The following is a 16,234-nucleotide window of genomic DNA, read 5'->3' as shown; positions in this document are numbered from 1 at the left end:
AGCGACGCGTGGCAGTTGGTCGCCGCTCCCGGGGGCGCCGTAACCTTGGAGGCGCCATGAACGACTCCCGGACGGTCTACCTCGACCACGCCGCGACGACGCCGATGACCGACGTCGCGGTGGAGGCGATGACCGCCCACCTGCGCGAGGTCGGCAACGCCAGCTCGTTGCACGCCTCGGGCCGCCGCGCCCGCCGGGTGGTCGAGGAGTCACGCGAGACCGTCGCACAGGCCCTGGGCTGCCGGCCGGGCGAGGTGGTGTTCACGTCCGGCGGCACGGAGGCCGACAACCTCGCGGTCAAGGGCCTGTACTGGTCGCGCCGCGACGCCGACCCGCGCCGCACCCGGATCCTGGCGACCGCGGTCGAGCACCACGCGGTGCTGGACGCGCTCGCCTGGCTCGAGGAGCACGAGGGCGCCGACGTCGAGCTGCTGCCCGTCGACCACGACGGCCGGCTCGAGGTCGACGCGCTGCGGGCCGCGGTGGAGCGCGAGCCGGAGTCGGTCGCGCTGGTCACCGTGATGTGGGCCAACAACGAGGTCGGCACCCTCCAGCCGGTCGGCGAGGTGGTCGCCGTCGCCCGGCCCCACGGCATCCCCGTGCACACCGACGCCGTGCAGGCGGTCGGCGCCACTCCGGTCGACTTCGCCGCCTCGGGCGTCGATGCGCTGTCCCTGTCGGGGCACAAGGTCGGCGGGCCGCAGGGCGTCGGTGCGCTCGTCGTACGACGCGAGGTCGAGCTGGCCGCTCTGGTCCACGGCGGCGGGCAGGAGCGTGACGTGCGCAGCGGCACGCTCGACGTCCCCGCGATCGCGGGGTTCGCGGCCGCGGTCGAGCTCGCGGTCAAGCAGCAGAGCGAGCACGCCGCCCGGCTGACCGGCCTGCGTGACGACCTCGTCGACGCCGTACGACGGGCCGTGCCGGACGCTGTCCTCAACGGCGACCCGGTCGGCCGGCTGCCCGGCAACGCCCACCTCAGCTTCCCCGGCTGCGAGGGCGACTCGCTGCTCATGCTGCTCGACGCCCGCGGCATCGAGTGCTCGACCGGCTCGGCCTGCTCGGCCGGCGTACCCCAGCCCTCGCACGTCCTGCTCGCCATGGGGCGCACCAGCGACGAGGCGCGCAGCTCGCTGCGGTTCAGCCTGGGCCACACCAGCAGCGCCTCCGACGTCGAGGCGGTCGCCGGCGCGATCGGGGCCGTCGTCGAGCGGGCCCGTGCGGCCCGCGCCTGAGCGCCGGAGGTGAGCACGGGATGAAGGTCGTCGCCGCCATGTCCGGGGGAGTGGACTCCGCCGTCGCCGCCGCCCGCGCCGCCGAGGCCGGGCACGAGGTGACGGGCATCCACCTGGCCCTCTCGCGCAACCCGAAGTCCTACCGCACCGGCGCCCGCGGCTGCTGCACCATCGAGGACGCCAACGACGCCCGCCGCGCGGCCGACGTGATCGGGATCCCGTTCTACGTCTGGGACCTGTCCGACCGCTTCCACACCGACGTGGTCGAGGACTTCATGGACACCTACGCGGCCGGGCAGACGCCCAACCCGTGCCTGCGCTGCAACGAGAAGATCAAGTTCGCCGCGGTGCTCGACAAGGCGCTGGCGCTGGGCTTCGACGCGGTCGCGACCGGGCACTACGCCTCGGTCCGCGCGTCGGCGGGTGGCGAGATCGAGCTGCACCGCGCCGTCGACGGGGCCAAGGACCAGTCCTACGTGCTCGGCGTGCTCGACGAGCAGCAGCTGCGGCACTCGCTGTTCCCGCTCGGAGACACACCGAAGCCGCAGGTGCGCGCCGAGGCCGCCGCGCGCGGGCTGCTGGTCGCAGACAAGCCCGACAGCCACGACATCTGCTTCGTCGCCGACGGTGACAACACCGGCTGGCTGCGCGAGAAGCTCGGTGACCGTGCACCCAACCAGGGCGGCGAGATCGTCGACGACCTCACCGGCGCGGTGCTCGGCGAGCACACCGGCACCTACGGCTTCACCATCGGCCAGCGCAAGGGCCTGCGCCTGGGGCACCCCGCGCCCGACGGCCGGCCGCGCTACGTCCTCGACATCGAGCCGGTCTCCGGCACCGTGACGGTCGGCCCCCGTGAGCGGCTCGCCGTCGACCGGGTCGAGGGTGACCGGGTGCGCTGGTGCGGACGCCCACTCGCTGCCGGCACCGTCCTCGACGGCTCCGAGGTGAGCGTCCAGCTGCGCGCCCACGGCGCCGAGCACCGGGCGGTCGTCCACGTCGGCGCCGATTCCCTGCGCGTCGACCTGATCGAGCACGCCGAGGGCATCGCGCCCGGCCAGGCCGTGGTCGTGTACGACGGCACCCGGGTCGTCGGGTCCGCCACCATCACCGCCACCCGGCGGGTGACGGTGTGAGTGCCCGTGCGAGTGCCGGTGTGAGGGGCACCGGCGTCGGCTCCTTCCCCGGCGACACCCAGCGCGACTACGACGAGGCCCTGTCCGTCGTGCTCGGCGAGCTCGCGGGCGATGCGCACGGACTGGCGTTCGTGCCCGAGGTGCCCGGCCGCGGCGCCGGCGCCGCGATGACCGGGCGCACCCTGGGCCTGGTCACCGAGCTCGACGCCGACCTGCAGCCCGAGGGCTGGCGGCTCACCGGCACCTCCGGCGCCGCGCCGCTCGACCAGCGCCGGGCCCGCAGCCTGCTCGCCCAGGACCTCGACACCCTCGAGGAGCGCGCCGCGGGCCACGCCGGGCCGTTCAAGGTCCAGGTCACCGGGCCGTGGACGCTTGCCGCCACCGTCGAGCGGCCCCGCGGCGACAAGCTGCTCGCCGACCACGGTGCTCGCCGCGAGCTCGCGCAGGCGCTCGCGGTCGCGGTGACCGACCACCTGGCCGACGTACGCCGCCGCCTGCCGGAGGCCACCGAGCTGGTCCTCCAGCTCGACGAGCCGGCGCTTCCGGCGGTGCTGGCGGCCGGCGTACCGACGGCGTCGGGGTTCGGCAAGCACCGGACCGTCCACCCGCCCGAGGCCAGCGAGGCGCTCGATTGGGTACTCACCGCGGCGAGCGCTGCCGGCGCGACACCGTGGGTGCACTGCTGCGCGCCGGACGTGCCGATCGGGCTGCTCCGTGGCGCCGGTGCCCACGGCGTGATGGTCGACCTCGACCTGCTCGACGCCGACGGCCACGACGCGGCCGCGGAGGCGCTGGAGGCGGGCGACACGATCGTGCTCGGCGTCGTGCCTGCGACCGGCCCGCTGCCGGGCGACAAGGTGCTGGTGGAGCGGGTGCTGCGTTGGCTCGACCTGCTCGGCCTCGACCCCGAGAAGGTCGGCGGCTCACTGGCGGTCTCGCCGTCCTGCGGGCTCGCCGGCAGCACCCGGGCCGAGGCTCGCCACGCCCTCGAGCTGGCCCGGAACGTGGCGAGGTCCGTGTCAGGCTGACCGGGTGAGCACTCGGGGCTACCTGCTCAAGAACCTCGCCGCCGGGCTGGTCGTGCTCGGCGTGATCTCAGGGGTCGTCGCGCTCGTCCGCTGGATCTCGGGGCCCGACGACGACCCCGCCCCGGCGACCAAGAGGGCGATCGCGGCCGTGGCCGTCGACGTGCTCGACCTCCACCCGACGTCCTTCAACGTCAACCCCTCCTACGACGTCCCCGACCCGCTCGGCGTCGAGATCCGGTTCCGGCCGCCGGGGGAGAAGGGCGACTCGCACTACCTCCACGTCGGTGTCGACGCGGCCGGGACCCGCGATCTCGAGGAGTGCAGCGAGTACTACGACTGCGCCGACTGGGACGGTCACGGCGGCCGCTTCCACCTGTCCTGGCAGGAGGAGGAGCCCGAGGAGGACCCCGGGATCCTCACACTCACCTTCCGCACGGCTGCCGGCGAGGAGCGCAGCGTCACCTACGCCGGCGAGCAGCTCACCGGCGACCCGCGCGAGCAGGACCTGCCCCTCAGCGTCGAGGGCGACCTGGTCCGGCTGCTGACCGACGACCGGTTCTCCGCGACCACCACCCGGGCGATGGTCGACGCCGACCTGCCGAAGTGGCCGAAGGACGACACCCTCGGCGACCCGGTCCCGACCACGCCCGAGGTCGTCGCGCAGTGGATGGTCGAGGAGGGGGTCCGTGACGTTCCGCAGCGGCGTCCGGTCGACACGACGGCGTACGGTGACGGCGGGGTCGGCATCGAGCTGGTCGCCAGGGACCACACCACGAGCGTGGTGCTGGTACCGAAGGACAGCCCGTCGGTCCCGACCTGCGGCCCGGAGTGGCACTGCGTGACGAAGCGGGACGTCGTGCGCGGCTGGCAGCAGGGCGTGGCCATCGCGATCCGGCACACGGCGGACGCGGTCGCGCTGGTGACGGTCCGGGCGCCGAGCGTGGACGGGCCGATCGGGCAGCGTACCCGCGACGGCCGGGTGGGGCAGGACTACCTGGCGCTGGCCGACGGGTTCGCCGCCTTCACGCTGACGACGACCAAGGAGTTCGCCGCCGGGGTACCCGCGTCCTGAGCCTGTGACGACAATCCCCCTAACCGTTCGATCGAACGGATAGGGGGATTTGTCGCTCCGAAACTCCCCCTAACCGTTCGATCGAACGGTTAGGGGGAGTAGGAGCGTCGGGATCAGCCGACGTGGACGCCCTCGGGCGCGTCGGTCGCCAGCTCGGTGTGCTTGACGTTGAGGAACGCCCAGATCACCGCGGACGCCGCGAGCATCAGCATCGAGGCGACCAGGAAGGCGTGCGTGGCGCCCTCCGGGAAGCTCGAGCCGAAGATGGCGGACTCGAGGAAGGTCAAGTCGGTGCCGGGAACCACCGCGTTGGGGTCGCCCCCACCGGCCACGATCGCCTCCGCCATCGGCTTGGCGACCGCGCTGGCCTGGTTGTTGGTGAAGTGCAGCGCGACCGTGCTCAGCGTCGCCAGGCCGAGGGCGCCGCCGACCTGCTGCATCGTGTTGAGGACGCCGGAGCCGATGCCGGAGTCCTCGGCGCGGACGTGGTGCACCGCGGTGAGGGTCATCGGCACGAACACCATGCCCATGCCGACCGCCATCAGGACGATGAACGGGAAGACGTGCGTCCAGTAGTTGATGTCGGCACCGCCGTCGGTCAGGGCGGTGAGCACGGACTTCGGGGACTCGTCGATCGGGATGCGGGAGAACATGAACAGCGCGGTCGCGGCGAGCAGGGTGCCGGTGCCGGCGAGGAAGCGTGCGTCGACCCGGGCGACGAGGTTGGACGCCAGGCCGGCGCCGACCACGATGCCGAAGGAGAACGGCAGGAACGCGAAGCCGGCCTCGAGCGGGCTGAAGCCCATGATCTGCTGGATGAACAGGCTCAGGAAGTAGAACATCGCGAACATCGCGGCCGGGGCGATCATCATCGCCACGAAGCTCGTGGCGCGGGTCCGGCTGGCGAAGATGCGCACCGGAAGCAGCGGGTGCTTGACCCGCGACTCGATGACCGCGAACGCGACCAGGAGGGCGACACCGGCGACCAGGGACGTGATCGTCTGGACGTGGTCCCAGCCGTAGGCCTCCTCGCCGGCACGCGAGAGGCCGAAGACGATGCCGAGCAGGCCGAGGGTGCCGGTGATGGCGCCGGGGACGTCCATCTCACCCGGGTGCGACTCCGACTCCGCCAGGACGCGCGGAGCGAGGAACGCCGCGACCAGGCCGATCGGGACGTTGATCAGGAAGGTCATCCGCCAGCCCTCGACGTCGAGTCCGAGGAAGGAGTCGAGGCCGGTCAGCCAGCCGCCGAGGATCAGGCCGATCGCCGCACCGACGCCGGACATGGTCGCATAGGCGGCCATCGCCTTGTTGCGGGCCGGTCCGGCCGCGAAGGTCGTGGTGATCAGAGCCAGTGCGGCCGGTGCGGCCATCGCGGCACCGACGCCCTGCAGTGCGCGCGACGCGAGGAGCATGGCCTCGTTGGCCGCGAGACCACCGAGCAGGGAGGCGATCGAGAACACCGTGAGGCCGGTCATGAACAGCCGGCGACGCCCGTAGAGGTCACCGAGGCGTCCGCCGAGGAGCAGCAGCCCGCCGAAGGCGAGTGCGTAGCCGGTCACGATCCAGGTCAGGTTGGCCTGGGAGATGGAGAGGTCGCCGCCGATGTAGGGCAGGGCGATGTTGGCGATGGTGGAGTCGAGCACCACCATCAGCTGCGCTGTGAGGATCAGCACGAGCGCGAGCCCGGGGTGGGACCGGTGCTTGCTCTCGACGGCTGCGGAAGAGGTCGTCTCCGGAGGGTCGAGAGACTCGACGTCGGACATGTTGTTTCCTTCGTGTCGTGGTGGGAGTGGGCGTTGCTTCGGTCAGCCGCGGGTGGCGGCCGGGAGGATGACCTGGTCGACCACGCGGGCGATCAGGTCGGGCGTCGGGGGGTCCCCGAGGAGGAAGCCGCGGTGCAGGACGATGCCCGGCAGAGCGGCGGTGAGGATGTCGAGGTCGATGTCGTCGCGCAGCTCGCCCCGCAGTCGGGCCCGCTCGTAGATCTCGCGGCCGACGGCCACCTTGGGGGCGATGAACCGCTCGCGGAACGCCGCGGCGAACGCCGGGTCGCGGCCGATGGCCGTGACGACGCTGCCGAGGAGGGCGGTCTGGTGCTCGTCGGTGAGGCCGCCGTGCCCGCAGAACATGGCGAGCAGGTCGCCGCGGAGGCTGCCGGTGTCCTGCGGCGCCGCGAGCGGGGTCTTCTCCGACATGAGGGCGTCGATCACGAGCGCCGCCTTGCCGTCCCACTTGCGGTAGAGGGTCGCCTTGGAGGCCTTGGCCTGGGTCGCGACGGCGTCCATGGTGAGCCGGTCGTAACCGACGTCGACGAGTACGGCGAGCGTCGCGTCGAGGATCTCCTGCTCGCGATCGCCCTCGACCCGGGGGCGCGTCGGCGCTTCGGGGACAGTCGGCTTGCGGGGTGACACGGTGACCTCCGGATTCGGATGGAACGGAACGGTTCCGTTTCAATAGATAGTACGGAACGGTTTCGTTCTGTCAAGCGAATTCCCGGTGTCATCTCGCACACGGTGGACTCGCCGGGACCGAGACTGCCGGAGACCACCGACATCGGCCGCCCGGAGCCCGGAACGTCGGTGGGGCGCGGCAAGATGTCCCCATGACCGAGGCCGAGCTCCCCGTCGTACCCGCCGCTGCCCGCGACGAGCACGCCACGATCAGCGAGGAGATCGAGGACGCGCGCTACCGCTACTACGTCCTCGACGCCCCGACCCTGTCCGACGCGGACTTCGACCAGCGGCTGCGCCGGCTCGAGGCGCTCGAGGAGGAGTTCCCCGAGCTGCGCACCCCGGACTCGCCGACCCAGAAGGTCGGCGGTGCGGTGGCGACCGACTTCACCGCGGTCGACCACCTGCAGCGGATGGAGAGCCTCGACAACGCCTTCTCCTTCGAGGAGCTAGGCGCCTGGCACGCCCGGCTCGGCCGGGACGGCGTCACCGACCCGGCGCTGCTGTGCGAGCTCAAGGTCGACGGCCTGGCGATCAACCTGCTCTACGAGCAGGGTCGCCTGGTCCGGGCCCTGACCCGGGGCGACGGGCGTACCGGCGAGGACGTGACGCCCAACGTGAAGACGATCGCCGCCGTACCCCACCGGCTGACCGGCACCGACGAGTTCCCGGTGCCGGCGCTGGTCGAGGTGCGCGGCGAGGTGTTCCTGCCCGTCGCGGCCTTCGAGGCGCTCAACGTCTCGATGACCGAGGCCGGCCGGCCCGCGTTCGCCAACCCGCGCAACGCGGCCGCGGGCTCGCTGCGCCAGAAGGACCCGCGGGTCACCGCGTCCCGCGCGCTCGGGATGGTCTGCCACGGCATCGGCGCCCGTGAGGGCTTCGAGCCGCGGGCCCAGTCGCAGGCCTACGAGGCGCTGGCCGCCTGGGGCCTGCCGATCTCCGAGCAGGTGCGGGTGCTGCCGAGCCTCGCCGACGTCGAGGGCTACATCGCGAACGCCGGCGAGAACCGGCACACGATCGTGCCCTACGAGATCGACGGGGTCGTAGTGAAGGTCGACGACGTCGCCCTGCAGCGCCGGCTGGGCTCGACGAGCCGCGCGCCGCGGTGGGCGATCGCCTTCAAGTACCCGCCCGAGGAGGTCAACACCAAGCTGCTCGACATCGCGGTCAACGTCGGCCGCACGGGCCGGGTCACGCCGTACGGCGTCATGGAGCCCACCAAGGTCGCCGGCTCCACGGTCGAGAACGCCACGCTGCACAACTTCCACGAGGTCGAGCGCAAGGACGTGCGCCCCGGCGACACCGTGATCCTGCGCAAGGCCGGCGATGTGATCCCCGAGATCGTCGGCCCGGTGCTTCCCCTGCGGCCCGAGGGGCTGCAGCCCTGGGTCGCGCCCACGACCTGCCCGGCGTGCGGCACCGAGCTGGTCGAGCAGAAGGAGGGCGACAAGGACCGGCGCTGCCCCAACCACGAGCTGTGCCCGGGCCAGGTGCGCGAGCGGGTCTTCTTCGTCGCGGGCCGCAGCGCCTTCGACATCGAGGGGCTCGGCTACGAGGCCGCGGTCGCGCTGCTCGACGCGGGCGTGATCACCAACGAGGGCGATGTCTTCGACCTCGATGCCGACAAGCTCCGGGCCACCGAGCTGTTCACCCGCGCGCCGAAGAAGGACGAGGACGGCCCCCAGCTGTCCGCGAACGGCGAGAAGCTGCTCGCCAACCTCGACTCGCGCAAGGACGTCGCGCTGTGGCGGGTCATCGTGGCCCTCTCGATCCGGCACACCGGCCCCAGCGCGTCGCGGGCGCTGGCCCAGGAGTTCGGCTCGATGGAGGCGATCCGGGCAGCCAGCGAGGAGGAGCTCGCCGCCGCCGAGGGCGTCGGTCCGACGATCGCCCGCGCGGTCATCGAGTGGTTCGAGGTGCCGTGGCACGTCGCGATCGTCGACAAGTGGACGGCCGCCGGCGTCTCGATGGCCGACGAGCGCGACGAGTCGGTGGAGCGCACCCTCGAGGGGCTGACCGTGGTGGTCACGGGATCGCTGGTCGACTTCTCGCGCGACTCGGCCAAGGAGGCGATCCTGTCCCGTGGGGGCAAGGCCGCCGGATCGGTGTCGAAGAAGACGGACTTCGTGGTGATCGGCGAGAACGCCGGCTCCAAGGCGGAGAAGGCCGAGCAGCTCGGCGTACCGATCCTCGACGAGGACGGGTTCAAGCGGCTGCTGGCCGAGGGACCGCCCGCTCAGGACTCGTAGGCGTTCCCGCTGACCTTGAGGTTCGCGCCCGGGTCGAGGGTGACCGGCGTCGGCTCGCACGTGCCGGTGTCGGGGTCGCAGGACTGCACCGACGTGCCGTCGACCTGCAGCAGCCGGCCGGTCGCGGTCCAGCCGTAGTCCGCGTTCCCGAGTCGGACGACGCTGCGCCGGCCGCCGGGCAGGTCGATCACGGTGGCCCGCGGGTCCTCGAACCGGCAGCTGCCCGTGTCGGCCTGGCACATCAGCGTCGGGGTCAGGAGCGCGTGGGAGCCGTCGGGGGAGAGCCGGGGCCAGACGGTGGCGGCGGGGTCGTCGTCGGTGGGGTCGTAGGGGAGGGACTGCAGGACCTCGCCGGTGGCGGCGTCGATGATGGTGACGGTCTTGCCGTCCTCGCCCATCACGACGTCGCGCCCGCCCGCGGTCTCGGGCATGTGGGTCGGGATCGTGGTCGTCCGGACCTCGCCGGTGCGCCACCGCACGTCGAGCAGGGTGCCGTCGACGCCGACGTACACGTGGTCGCCCGACAGGGCCACCGGCGGGGCGTTCCAGCCGCCCCAGGTGAACGTGCCCTCGACCGGGACGGTGGTGGCGACCTCGCCGGTGCGGACGTCGCGCAGCACGACCTTCCAGTGGCGGGCGTCGTCGCCGGGCGCGGCATAGGCCAGGTAGGGGAGCGTCGGGTCGGTGCCCGGCTTGCGGTCGCCGAGGTGCAGGTCGAAGTCGGAGGTGGTGCCGTCAGGGGCGACCAACCAGTACGCCGAGTCAGGGGCGTCGGTGGCGGCCGACCTCCCGATCCGCACCAGCATCCCGGCGGAGGTGTAGTACATCGCCTTGACCTGGCCGGGCACCTGGGCGGTGGCGCCGGTGCCGAGGTGGACGGTCGAGCCCTGGGCCACGGCCCAGTCGGTGTCCGTCGCCGGTACGGCGGCCGCGAGGTCGCGCCCCGCCGGACGGTCGCGATCGCCCAGCTGGGTTCCGGCGAGGGTCGCGGTGGCGGCGACCGCGGCGACGGCCACGGCGGCCGCGCCGAGGCGGACCCGGCGGCGGGTGCGCAGGCCGCGCCCGCGTCGTACGACATCGTCGGCGGGCAGCGGCGGCACGGCGAGGGACTCGGCCTCCTCGTGCAGCAGGGCGGCGAGGCGCTCAGTCATGGTCGGCTCCCTGGGGGATCACGGCGTCGCCGAGGCTGGTGCGCAGCTTCGCGAGCGCCTGAGAGGTCTGGCTCTTGACGGTTCCCTCGCTGACGCCGAGGGCATGGGCGACCTGGGCGACGCTCCGGTCCTCGTAGAACCGGAGCACGACGACCGCCCGCTGTCCTGGCGGGAGCCCGGCGAGGGCGGTCATCAGGTCGGGGCGCTCGGTGGCGTCGACCTCGGGGCCGGGGTTGTCCGGCAGCTGCGCGGTCGGTCGCTCGTTGCGCCAGCCCTTCTTGCGGAACCACGAGGCCGCGGTGTTGACCAAGGTGGTGCGGGCGTAGCCGCCGGCGGCCTCCAGGCTCTCCACCCGGTGCCAGCTCGCGTAGGTCTTGGCGAGCGCGGTCTGCACCAGGTCCTCGGCCTCGGCGTGGTCGCCGACGAGCAGGTACGCCGTCCGGTACAGCCCGGCCCAGCACCCGTGCATCAGCTCGGCGAACTCGTCGTCGGTGAGTCTTCGCGGCATCGGCTTCCTCTCGTCGTCACCCTCACAGATGCCGCGGGGTGCCGGAAAGGTTGGCTGGCACACTGGCGGGGTGAGGCTGCTCGGTCGCACCGTCCCGGTCGTCCTCCTCGCGCTGCTCGGCGCCGCCTGCAGCGGCCCGGAGGAGCCCGCGGGCGCGCCGACGCCGCCGGCCGCGAGCAGTCCGACGACGCCGGCATCGCCGTCGGTGCCGGCCGCCGTACCGCACCCGGTGTCGTTGCCGGCCCTCGCCCGCAAGACGTTCGACGGGCGCGGGCTGCGGCTGGGCGAGGAGGTCGCGCGCACGCCCCGGCACCGGCAGTACGCCGTCACCTGGCGCAGCGGCGACCTCACCGTGTCAGGACGGCTCGCGGTGCCGGAGGGGCCGGGACCGTTCCCGGCGGTGGTGCTCGCGCACGGGTACATCGACCCCGCGGTCTATGTGAACGGGCAGGGGATGACCCGGGAGCGGGCCTGGTTCGGCGAGCACGGCTACGTCGCGCTGCACGTCGACTACCGCGGCCACGCCGGCTCCGACCCGGACCCGAGCGACGGCCTCGACATGCGCCTGGGCTACACCGAGGACGTCATCAACGCGGTGCTGGCGCTGCGGGCCTGGGACGGACCGATCGACGACGGCCGGGTCGCGCTGGTGGGGCGCTCGATGGGCGGCGGGGTCGTCTACAACGCGCTCGTCGCGCAGCCCGGCCTGGTCGACGCCGCGGTCGTCTTCGCGCCGGTCAGCTCGGACGCGGTCGACAACTTCGAGCGGTGGATCCGGCCGAACCCGGGGCGGAGGAGCGTGGCACGCCGGATCCTGCGCACGTACGGCGAGCCGTCGGCGCAGCCCGCGTTCTGGCAGGGGATCAGCGCCCGGACCTACTTCGCCGACATCACCGAGCCGGTCCTGATCCACCACGGCACCTCCGACGACTCCTGCCCGATCCGGTGGAGCCGGACCACGGCCCGGCTGCTGGAGCAGGCCGGGGTGGACGTGACACTGCGCACCTACCCGGGCGAGGAGCACGCCTTCGGGCCGCGGTTCGAGCTGTCGATGCAGCGGACCGGGCGGTTCCTCGCGCGTCACCTGTCCTAGGGCCGCGTCCTAGGCGAGGTACAGCTCGGCGTCGGCGCGCAGCGCGAGGGCGGCCGTGCGGCGGCCGTGGACGCTGGCGGGACACGGCATCCAGTAGGGGACGGCGGTCGCCTCGCGGGCGGCGAGCTCCTCCTCGAGTGCCGCGAGCCTCAGCAGCTCCTGACGGACGAGGACTCGGACGTGATCTGAGGTGGACATGCCTCGAGCATGATCCGGGAGTGCGCGGCAGAGCAGGGCCGAAGGACCCGGTCCGCCCCGTCCCTTGGTCTGGGCCGGGCGTCAGCCGAGCGAGCGCAGCCAGGTCTCCGCGGAGTCGGGGTCCGGGAGCCGGACGACGGCCAGGCGCGGGTGGATGGCCGGCGCGCGGTCGACCCAGCCGAGGTCGGGCTCGCGCTCGCGTACGTCGGAGCGGATCCGGCGCAGCGTGCGGCGTACCTTCCCGGCGAAGGTGGCGGACGCCAGGTCGACCCGGACCAGCACCTCGGTGCGCTCGAGGACCAGAGGGCGCTGCCACGCCTCGTCGGCCGTCGTCACCCAGCCGTCGAAGGCCGCGAGCCGGGCCACCTCGCCCGGCCCGGACAGGTCGGCGAGCGGGACGAGGGGTACGTCGAGCACGGTCGCGAGGCGCTGCAGGAAGGCGCTCAGCGCCTCGCCCGGAGCACCGGCCACGACCACACGCTGCGGGAGGCGGCGCGAGGTGGCGGCGAGGGCGTGCACCCGGCGGATTCTAGGGCTGCCCTCAGCACCAGACGGGCACGGCCCCGGGGTCATTGCCCACCTGGGGCACCCTCGGCACGCGCCTCGCTGCGTTGCCGTCGGTCGACGGGCCGCGGCCCGCCTCCCTCCGGCGCCTTGCGATCCACGCGCCGAGGGCACCCCAGCCGGGCAAGCACCCCTGGCCCGGGCCCTAGAATCGCCGGCATGTCTCAACTCACCCGCGACGAGGTGGCCCACCTGGCCGACCTCGCCCGGATCGACCTCGACGACGCCGAGCTGGACCACCTGGCGCCCCAGCTCAACGTGATCCTCGAGGCGGTCGCGTCCATCAGCGGAGTGGCCGGCGACGACGTGCCGCCGACCTCCCACCCGATCCCGCTCACCAACGTCTTCCGTGAGGACGTCGTCCGCCCGAGCCTGAGCGCCGAGCAGGCGCTGTCCGGCGCGCCGGCGGTCGAGGAGCAGCGGTTCCGGGTCCCGCGGATCCTGGGGGACGAGCAGTGAGCGACGAGCTGATCCACAAGACCGCGGCCGAGCTGGCCGACGCGCTGGCCGCCGGCGAGACGACCTCCGTCGAGGTCACCCAGGCCCACCTCGACCGGATCGCCGCCGTCGACGGCAGCGCCGAGTCCGGCGTGCACGCCTTCCTCCACGTCGACGCCGAAGGCGCACTGGCCCAGGCCGCCGAGTCCGACGCCCGCCGCGCCGCGGGGGAGACCCGGCACCTGCTCGACGGTGTCCCGATCGCGGTCAAGGACGTGCTGGCCACGCAGGGCCTGCCCACCACCTGCGGCTCGAAGATCCTCGAGGGCTGGGTGCCGCCGTACGACGCCACCGTGGTGCGCCGCATCAAGGAGGCCGGCCTGCCGATCCTCGGCAAGACCAACATGGACGAGTTCGCCATGGGCTCCTCGACCGAGCACTCGGCGTACGGACCCACCCGCAACCCGTGGGACCAGACCCGGATCCCGGGCGGCTCCGGCGGCGGCTCGGCCGCGGCCGTGGCGGCCTTCGAGGCCCCGCTGGCCCTCGGCACCGACACCGGCGGCTCGATCCGCCAACCCGGCGCCGTCACCGGCACCGTCGGCGTGAAGCCGACCTACGGCGGCGTCTCGCGCTACGGCCTGGTCGCCCTCGCCAACAGCCTCGACCAGGTCGGCCCGGTCACCCGGACCGTGCTCGACTCGGCGCTGCTGCACGAGCTGATCGGCGGACACGACCCGCTCGACTCGACGTCGGTCGACGTCCCCGTCGGTTCGTACGTCGAGGCGGCGCGCGCCGGCGCGACGGGCGACCTCGCCGGCCTGCGCGTCGGCGTGATCAAGGAGCTGGCCGGCGACGGCTGGCAGCCCGGCGTCATGCAGCGCTTCGCCGAGACCGTCGACCTGCTCAAGGAGCTGGGCGCCGAGGTCACCGAGGTGTCCTGCCCGACCTTCGTGCACGCGATGGCGACCTACTACCTCATCCTCCCGGCCGAGTGCTCCTCCAACCTCGCCAAGTTCGACGCCATGCGCTACGGCCTGCGCGTCGTCCCCGACGGCGACCCGAGCGCCGAGGCGGTCATGAAGGCGACCCGCGACGCCGGCTTCGGCGACGAGGTCAAGCGCCGGATCATGATCGGCACCTACGCGCTGTCCAGCGGCTACTACGACGCCTACTACGGCCAGGCGCAGAAGGTCCGCACGCTCATCTCGCGCGACTTCGCGGCCGCCTTCGAGAACGTCGACGTGCTGGTCTCGCCGACCTCGCCGACCACGGCCTTCCCGCTGGGCGACAAGCTCGACGACCCGCTGGCGATGTACCTGCAGGACCTCGCCACGATCCCGGCCAACCTGGCCGGCGTACCCGGCATCTCGGTGCCCGCCGGCCTCGCCGACGAGGACGGCCTGCCGGTCGGCTTCCAGGTGCTGGCGCCGGCGCTCGCCGACGACCGGCTCTACCGCGTCGGCGCCGCCGTCGAGGCGGCCCTGACCTCCCGCTGGGGCGGTCCGATCCTCGCGCAGAACGGAGCGCTCTGATGGAGACCCTGGTCCCCTTCGACGAGGTCATCGCGAAGTACGACCCCGCCCTCGGCCTCGAGGTGCACGTCGAGCTCAACACCAACACGAAGATGTTCTGCGGCTGCCCCGCGGTCTTCGGCGGCGAGCCCAACACCCAGGTCTGCCCGACCTGCCTGGGCCTGCCCGGCGCGATGCCGGTCGTCAACGCCAAGGCCGTCGAGTCGGCGATCCGGATCGGCCTGGCCCTGAACTGCTCGATCGCCGAGTGGTGCCGGTTCGCGCGGAAGAACTACTTCTACCCGGACATGCCGAAGAACTTCCAGACCTCCCAGTACGACGAGCCGATCGCCTTCGACGGCTGGCTCGACGTCGAGGTCGAGGGCGAGACCTACCGGGTCGAGATCGAGCGCGCCCACATGGAGGAGGACACCGGCAAGTCCACCCACGTCGGTGGCGCCACCGGCCGGATCCACGGTGCGGACTACTCGCTGGTCGACTACAACCGCGCCGGCATCCCCCTCATCGAGATCGTCACCCGCCCGATCCTGGTGCCGGCCGAGAAGGCGCCGGCCGTGGCCCGCGCGTACGTCGGCCAGCTCCGCGACCTGATCCTGGCCCTCGGCGTCTCCGACGCCCGGATGGACCAGGGCTCGATCCGCGCCGACGTGAACCTCTCGCTCGCGCTGAAGGGTGCCGACAAGCTGGGGACGCGCTCGGAGACGAAGAACGTCAACTCGTTGCGCTCGGTCGAGCGTGCGGTCCGCTTCGAGATGTCGCGGCACGCCGGCATCCTCGACGCCGGGGGCGCCGTACTGCAGGAGACGCGGCACTTCCACGAGGACACCGGTACGACGTCGTCGGGTCGCGAGAAGTCCGACGCCGAGGACTACCGCTACTTCCCCGAGCCCGACCTGGTGCCCGTGGCGCCGTCGCGCGAGTGGGTCGAGGAGCTGCGTGGCACGCTGCCCGAGAACCCGACCCAGAAGCGGGCCCGGCTGCAGGAGGAGTACGGGTTCTCCGACCTCGAGATGCGCGACGTGTGGGCCGCCGGCGCCCTGCCCCTTATCGAGGCGACCGTCGCCGAGGGCACCGCCCCTCAGTCGGCACGCAAGTGGTGGGTCGCCGAGCTGCTGCGCCGCGCCAACGACGCCGGCGTCGAGCTGGCCGAGGTCGGCGTCACGCCGAAGCAGGTCGCCGAGGTGCAGGCGCTGGTCGACGCCAAGACGATCAACGACAAGCTGGCCCGTCAGGTCTTCGACGGCCTGATCGCCGGTGAGGGCACCGCCGCGGAGGTCATCGAGAAGCGCGGCCTCGCGCTCGTCTCCGACGACGGCCCGCTGATCGCCGCCATCGACGAGGCGCTGGCCGCCCAGCCCGACATCGCCGAGAAGATCCGGGGCGGCAACCATGCCGCGGCCGGTGCGGTCATCGGCGCGGTCATGAAGGCGACCCGCGGTCAGGCCGACGCCGCCCGGGTGCGTGAGCTGATCCTCGAGAAGCTCGCCTGAGGACGGTTGTGCGCCAAGTGTGACACCGGGCTCCCGGTGTCACACTTGGCGCATGCCCACCGTCCGCCCGCGCCACGCGATCACCGA

General features: G+C 72.9%; 15 protein-coding genes. 9 read left to right on the top strand and 6 right to left on the bottom strand.

Features of this window, described 5'->3' with window-relative positions; genetic code table 11:
• Window positions 1–56: 56 nt before the first annotated feature.
• From FBY23_RS20005 to FBY23_RS19990, 4 genes are read left to right on the top strand one after another with little or no spacing between them, the layout of a single operon-like run.
• Window positions 57–1,232: a cysteine desulfurase family protein gene (locus FBY23_RS20005; protein ID WP_141799747.1), complete on the top strand. Its 1,176-nt coding sequence runs from the start codon at window positions 57–59 to the stop codon at window positions 1,230–1,232.
• 20 nt (window positions 1,233–1,252) lie between these two features.
• Window positions 1,253–2,368 carry a tRNA 2-thiouridine(34) synthase MnmA gene (gene mnmA / locus FBY23_RS20000; RefSeq protein ID WP_141799746.1) on the top strand — a complete coding sequence of 372 codons (1,116 nt, stop codon included), beginning with the start codon at window positions 1,253–1,255 and terminating at the stop codon, window positions 2,366–2,368.
• Window positions 2,365–3,396, top strand: coding sequence for a methionine synthase (locus tag FBY23_RS19995; protein ID WP_260806099.1), 1,032 nt, complete (start codon window positions 2,365–2,367; stop codon window positions 3,394–3,396). The genes mnmA and FBY23_RS19995 overlap by 4 nt, the downstream gene beginning before the upstream one ends.
• A gap of 4 nt (window positions 3,397–3,400) precedes the next feature.
• Window positions 3,401–4,468, top strand: a complete 1,068-nt coding sequence (locus tag FBY23_RS19990; protein WP_141799744.1) for a hypothetical protein — start codon at window positions 3,401–3,403, stop codon at window positions 4,466–4,468.
• A 113-nt stretch (window positions 4,469–4,581) separates the two neighbouring features.
• On the opposite strand, the gene FBY23_RS19985 is transcribed toward FBY23_RS19990, so the two are convergent.
• Both FBY23_RS19985 and FBY23_RS19980 read right to left on the bottom strand, forming a co-directional pair.
• Window positions 4,582–6,234, bottom strand: a complete 1,653-nt coding sequence (locus tag FBY23_RS19985) for an MFS transporter (protein WP_141799743.1) — start codon at window positions 6,232–6,234, stop codon at window positions 4,582–4,584.
• A 42-nt stretch (window positions 6,235–6,276) separates the two neighbouring features.
• The gene (locus tag FBY23_RS19980) at window positions 6,277–6,882 is read right to left on the bottom strand and encodes a TetR/AcrR family transcriptional regulator (RefSeq protein WP_141799742.1); all 606 of its coding nucleotides are present in this window, start codon (window positions 6,880–6,882) and stop codon (window positions 6,277–6,279) included.
• 191 nt (window positions 6,883–7,073) lie between these two features.
• Here FBY23_RS19980 and ligA point away from each other — a divergent pair, with 191 nt between their 5' ends.
• Complete coding sequence (gene ligA, locus FBY23_RS19975; protein WP_141799741.1) at window positions 7,074–9,170, top strand: NAD-dependent DNA ligase LigA; 2,097 nt, start codon at window positions 7,074–7,076, stop codon at window positions 9,168–9,170.
• Here ligA and FBY23_RS19970 read toward each other — a convergent pair.
• Together FBY23_RS19970 and FBY23_RS19965 are read right to left on the bottom strand one after the other, a co-directional pair.
• A complete protein-coding gene (locus tag FBY23_RS19970; RefSeq protein ID WP_141799740.1) occupies window positions 9,158–10,321 on the bottom strand; it encodes a hypothetical protein in 1,164 nt (387 codons plus the stop codon). The genes ligA and FBY23_RS19970 overlap by 13 nt on opposite strands.
• On the bottom strand, window positions 10,314–10,829 hold the full coding sequence (locus tag FBY23_RS19965; RefSeq protein ID WP_141799739.1) for a SigE family RNA polymerase sigma factor: 516 nt from the start codon (window positions 10,827–10,829) through the stop codon (window positions 10,314–10,316). The genes FBY23_RS19970 and FBY23_RS19965 overlap by 8 nt, the downstream gene beginning before the upstream one ends.
• Window positions 10,830–10,899: 70 nt before the next feature.
• Between FBY23_RS19965 and FBY23_RS19960 the strand changes: the two genes are divergently transcribed.
• The gene (locus FBY23_RS19960) at window positions 10,900–11,922 is read left to right on the top strand and encodes a S9 family peptidase (RefSeq protein ID WP_260806098.1); all 1,023 of its coding nucleotides are present in this window, start codon (window positions 10,900–10,902) and stop codon (window positions 11,920–11,922) included.
• 9 nt (window positions 11,923–11,931) lie between these two features.
• Here FBY23_RS19960 and FBY23_RS19955 read toward each other — a convergent pair whose 3' ends face one another.
• Entirely contained in the window at window positions 11,932–12,120 is a 189-nt protein-coding gene (locus FBY23_RS19955; RefSeq protein WP_141799737.1) for a hypothetical protein, read from the bottom strand.
• 81 nt (window positions 12,121–12,201) lie between these two features.
• Window positions 12,202–12,639: a hypothetical protein gene (locus FBY23_RS19950; RefSeq protein WP_141799736.1), complete on the bottom strand. Its 438-nt coding sequence runs from the start codon at window positions 12,637–12,639 to the stop codon at window positions 12,202–12,204.
• Between the two features lie 204 nt (window positions 12,640–12,843).
• Between FBY23_RS19950 and gatC the strand changes: the two genes are divergently transcribed.
• Genes gatC through gatB form a run of 3 tightly spaced genes read left to right on the top strand, consistent with a single transcriptional unit; the run spans window position 12,844 to window position 16,147 of the window.
• A complete protein-coding gene (gatC, locus tag FBY23_RS19945; RefSeq protein WP_141799735.1) occupies window positions 12,844–13,143 on the top strand; it encodes an Asp-tRNA(Asn)/Glu-tRNA(Gln) amidotransferase subunit GatC in 300 nt (99 codons plus the stop codon).
• Window positions 13,140–14,657: an Asp-tRNA(Asn)/Glu-tRNA(Gln) amidotransferase subunit GatA gene (gene gatA, locus FBY23_RS19940; protein ID WP_141799734.1), complete on the top strand. Its 1,518-nt coding sequence runs from the start codon at window positions 13,140–13,142 to the stop codon at window positions 14,655–14,657. The genes gatC and gatA overlap by 4 nt, the downstream gene beginning before the upstream one ends.
• Entirely contained in the window at window positions 14,657–16,147 is a 1,491-nt protein-coding gene (gene gatB / locus FBY23_RS19935) for an Asp-tRNA(Asn)/Glu-tRNA(Gln) amidotransferase subunit GatB (protein ID WP_141799733.1), read from the top strand. The genes gatA and gatB overlap by 1 nt, the downstream gene beginning before the upstream one ends.
• Window positions 16,148–16,234 lie beyond the last annotated feature (87 nt).

Source organism: Nocardioides sp. SLBN-35, assembly GCF_006715725.1.
Taxonomy (GTDB): domain Bacteria; phylum Actinomycetota; class Actinomycetes; order Propionibacteriales; family Nocardioidaceae; genus Nocardioides.
Note: the sequence above shows the minus strand (reverse complement) of the source record. Positions and strands in the feature narration are given on the sequence as shown.

Excerpts from the sequence above, each read along its gene's own strand:
- FBY23_RS19985 (WP_141799743.1), bottom strand. The coding sequence starts at position 6,234 with ATGTCCGACGTCGAGTCTCTCGACCCTCCGGAGACGACCTCTTCCGCA.
- FBY23_RS19955 (WP_141799737.1), bottom strand. The coding sequence starts at position 12,120 with ATGTCCACCTCAGATCACGTCCGAGTCCTCGTCCGTCAGGAGCTGCTG.
- FBY23_RS20005 (WP_141799747.1), top strand. The coding sequence starts at position 57 with ATGAACGACTCCCGGACGGTCTACCTCGACCACGCCGCGACGACGCCG.
- FBY23_RS19970 (WP_141799740.1), bottom strand. The coding sequence starts at position 10,321 with ATGACTGAGCGCCTCGCCGCCCTGCTGCACGAGGAGGCCGAGTCCCTC.
- FBY23_RS19965 (WP_141799739.1), bottom strand. The coding sequence starts at position 10,829 with ATGCCGCGAAGACTCACCGACGACGAGTTCGCCGAGCTGATGCACGGG.
- mnmA (WP_141799746.1), top strand. The coding sequence starts at position 1,253 with ATGAAGGTCGTCGCCGCCATGTCCGGGGGAGTGGACTCCGCCGTCGCC.
- ligA (WP_141799741.1), top strand. The coding sequence starts at position 7,074 with ATGACCGAGGCCGAGCTCCCCGTCGTACCCGCCGCTGCCCGCGACGAG.
- gatB (WP_141799733.1), top strand. The coding sequence starts at position 14,657 with ATGGAGACCCTGGTCCCCTTCGACGAGGTCATCGCGAAGTACGACCCC.
- gatC (WP_141799735.1), top strand. The coding sequence starts at position 12,844 with ATGTCTCAACTCACCCGCGACGAGGTGGCCCACCTGGCCGACCTCGCC.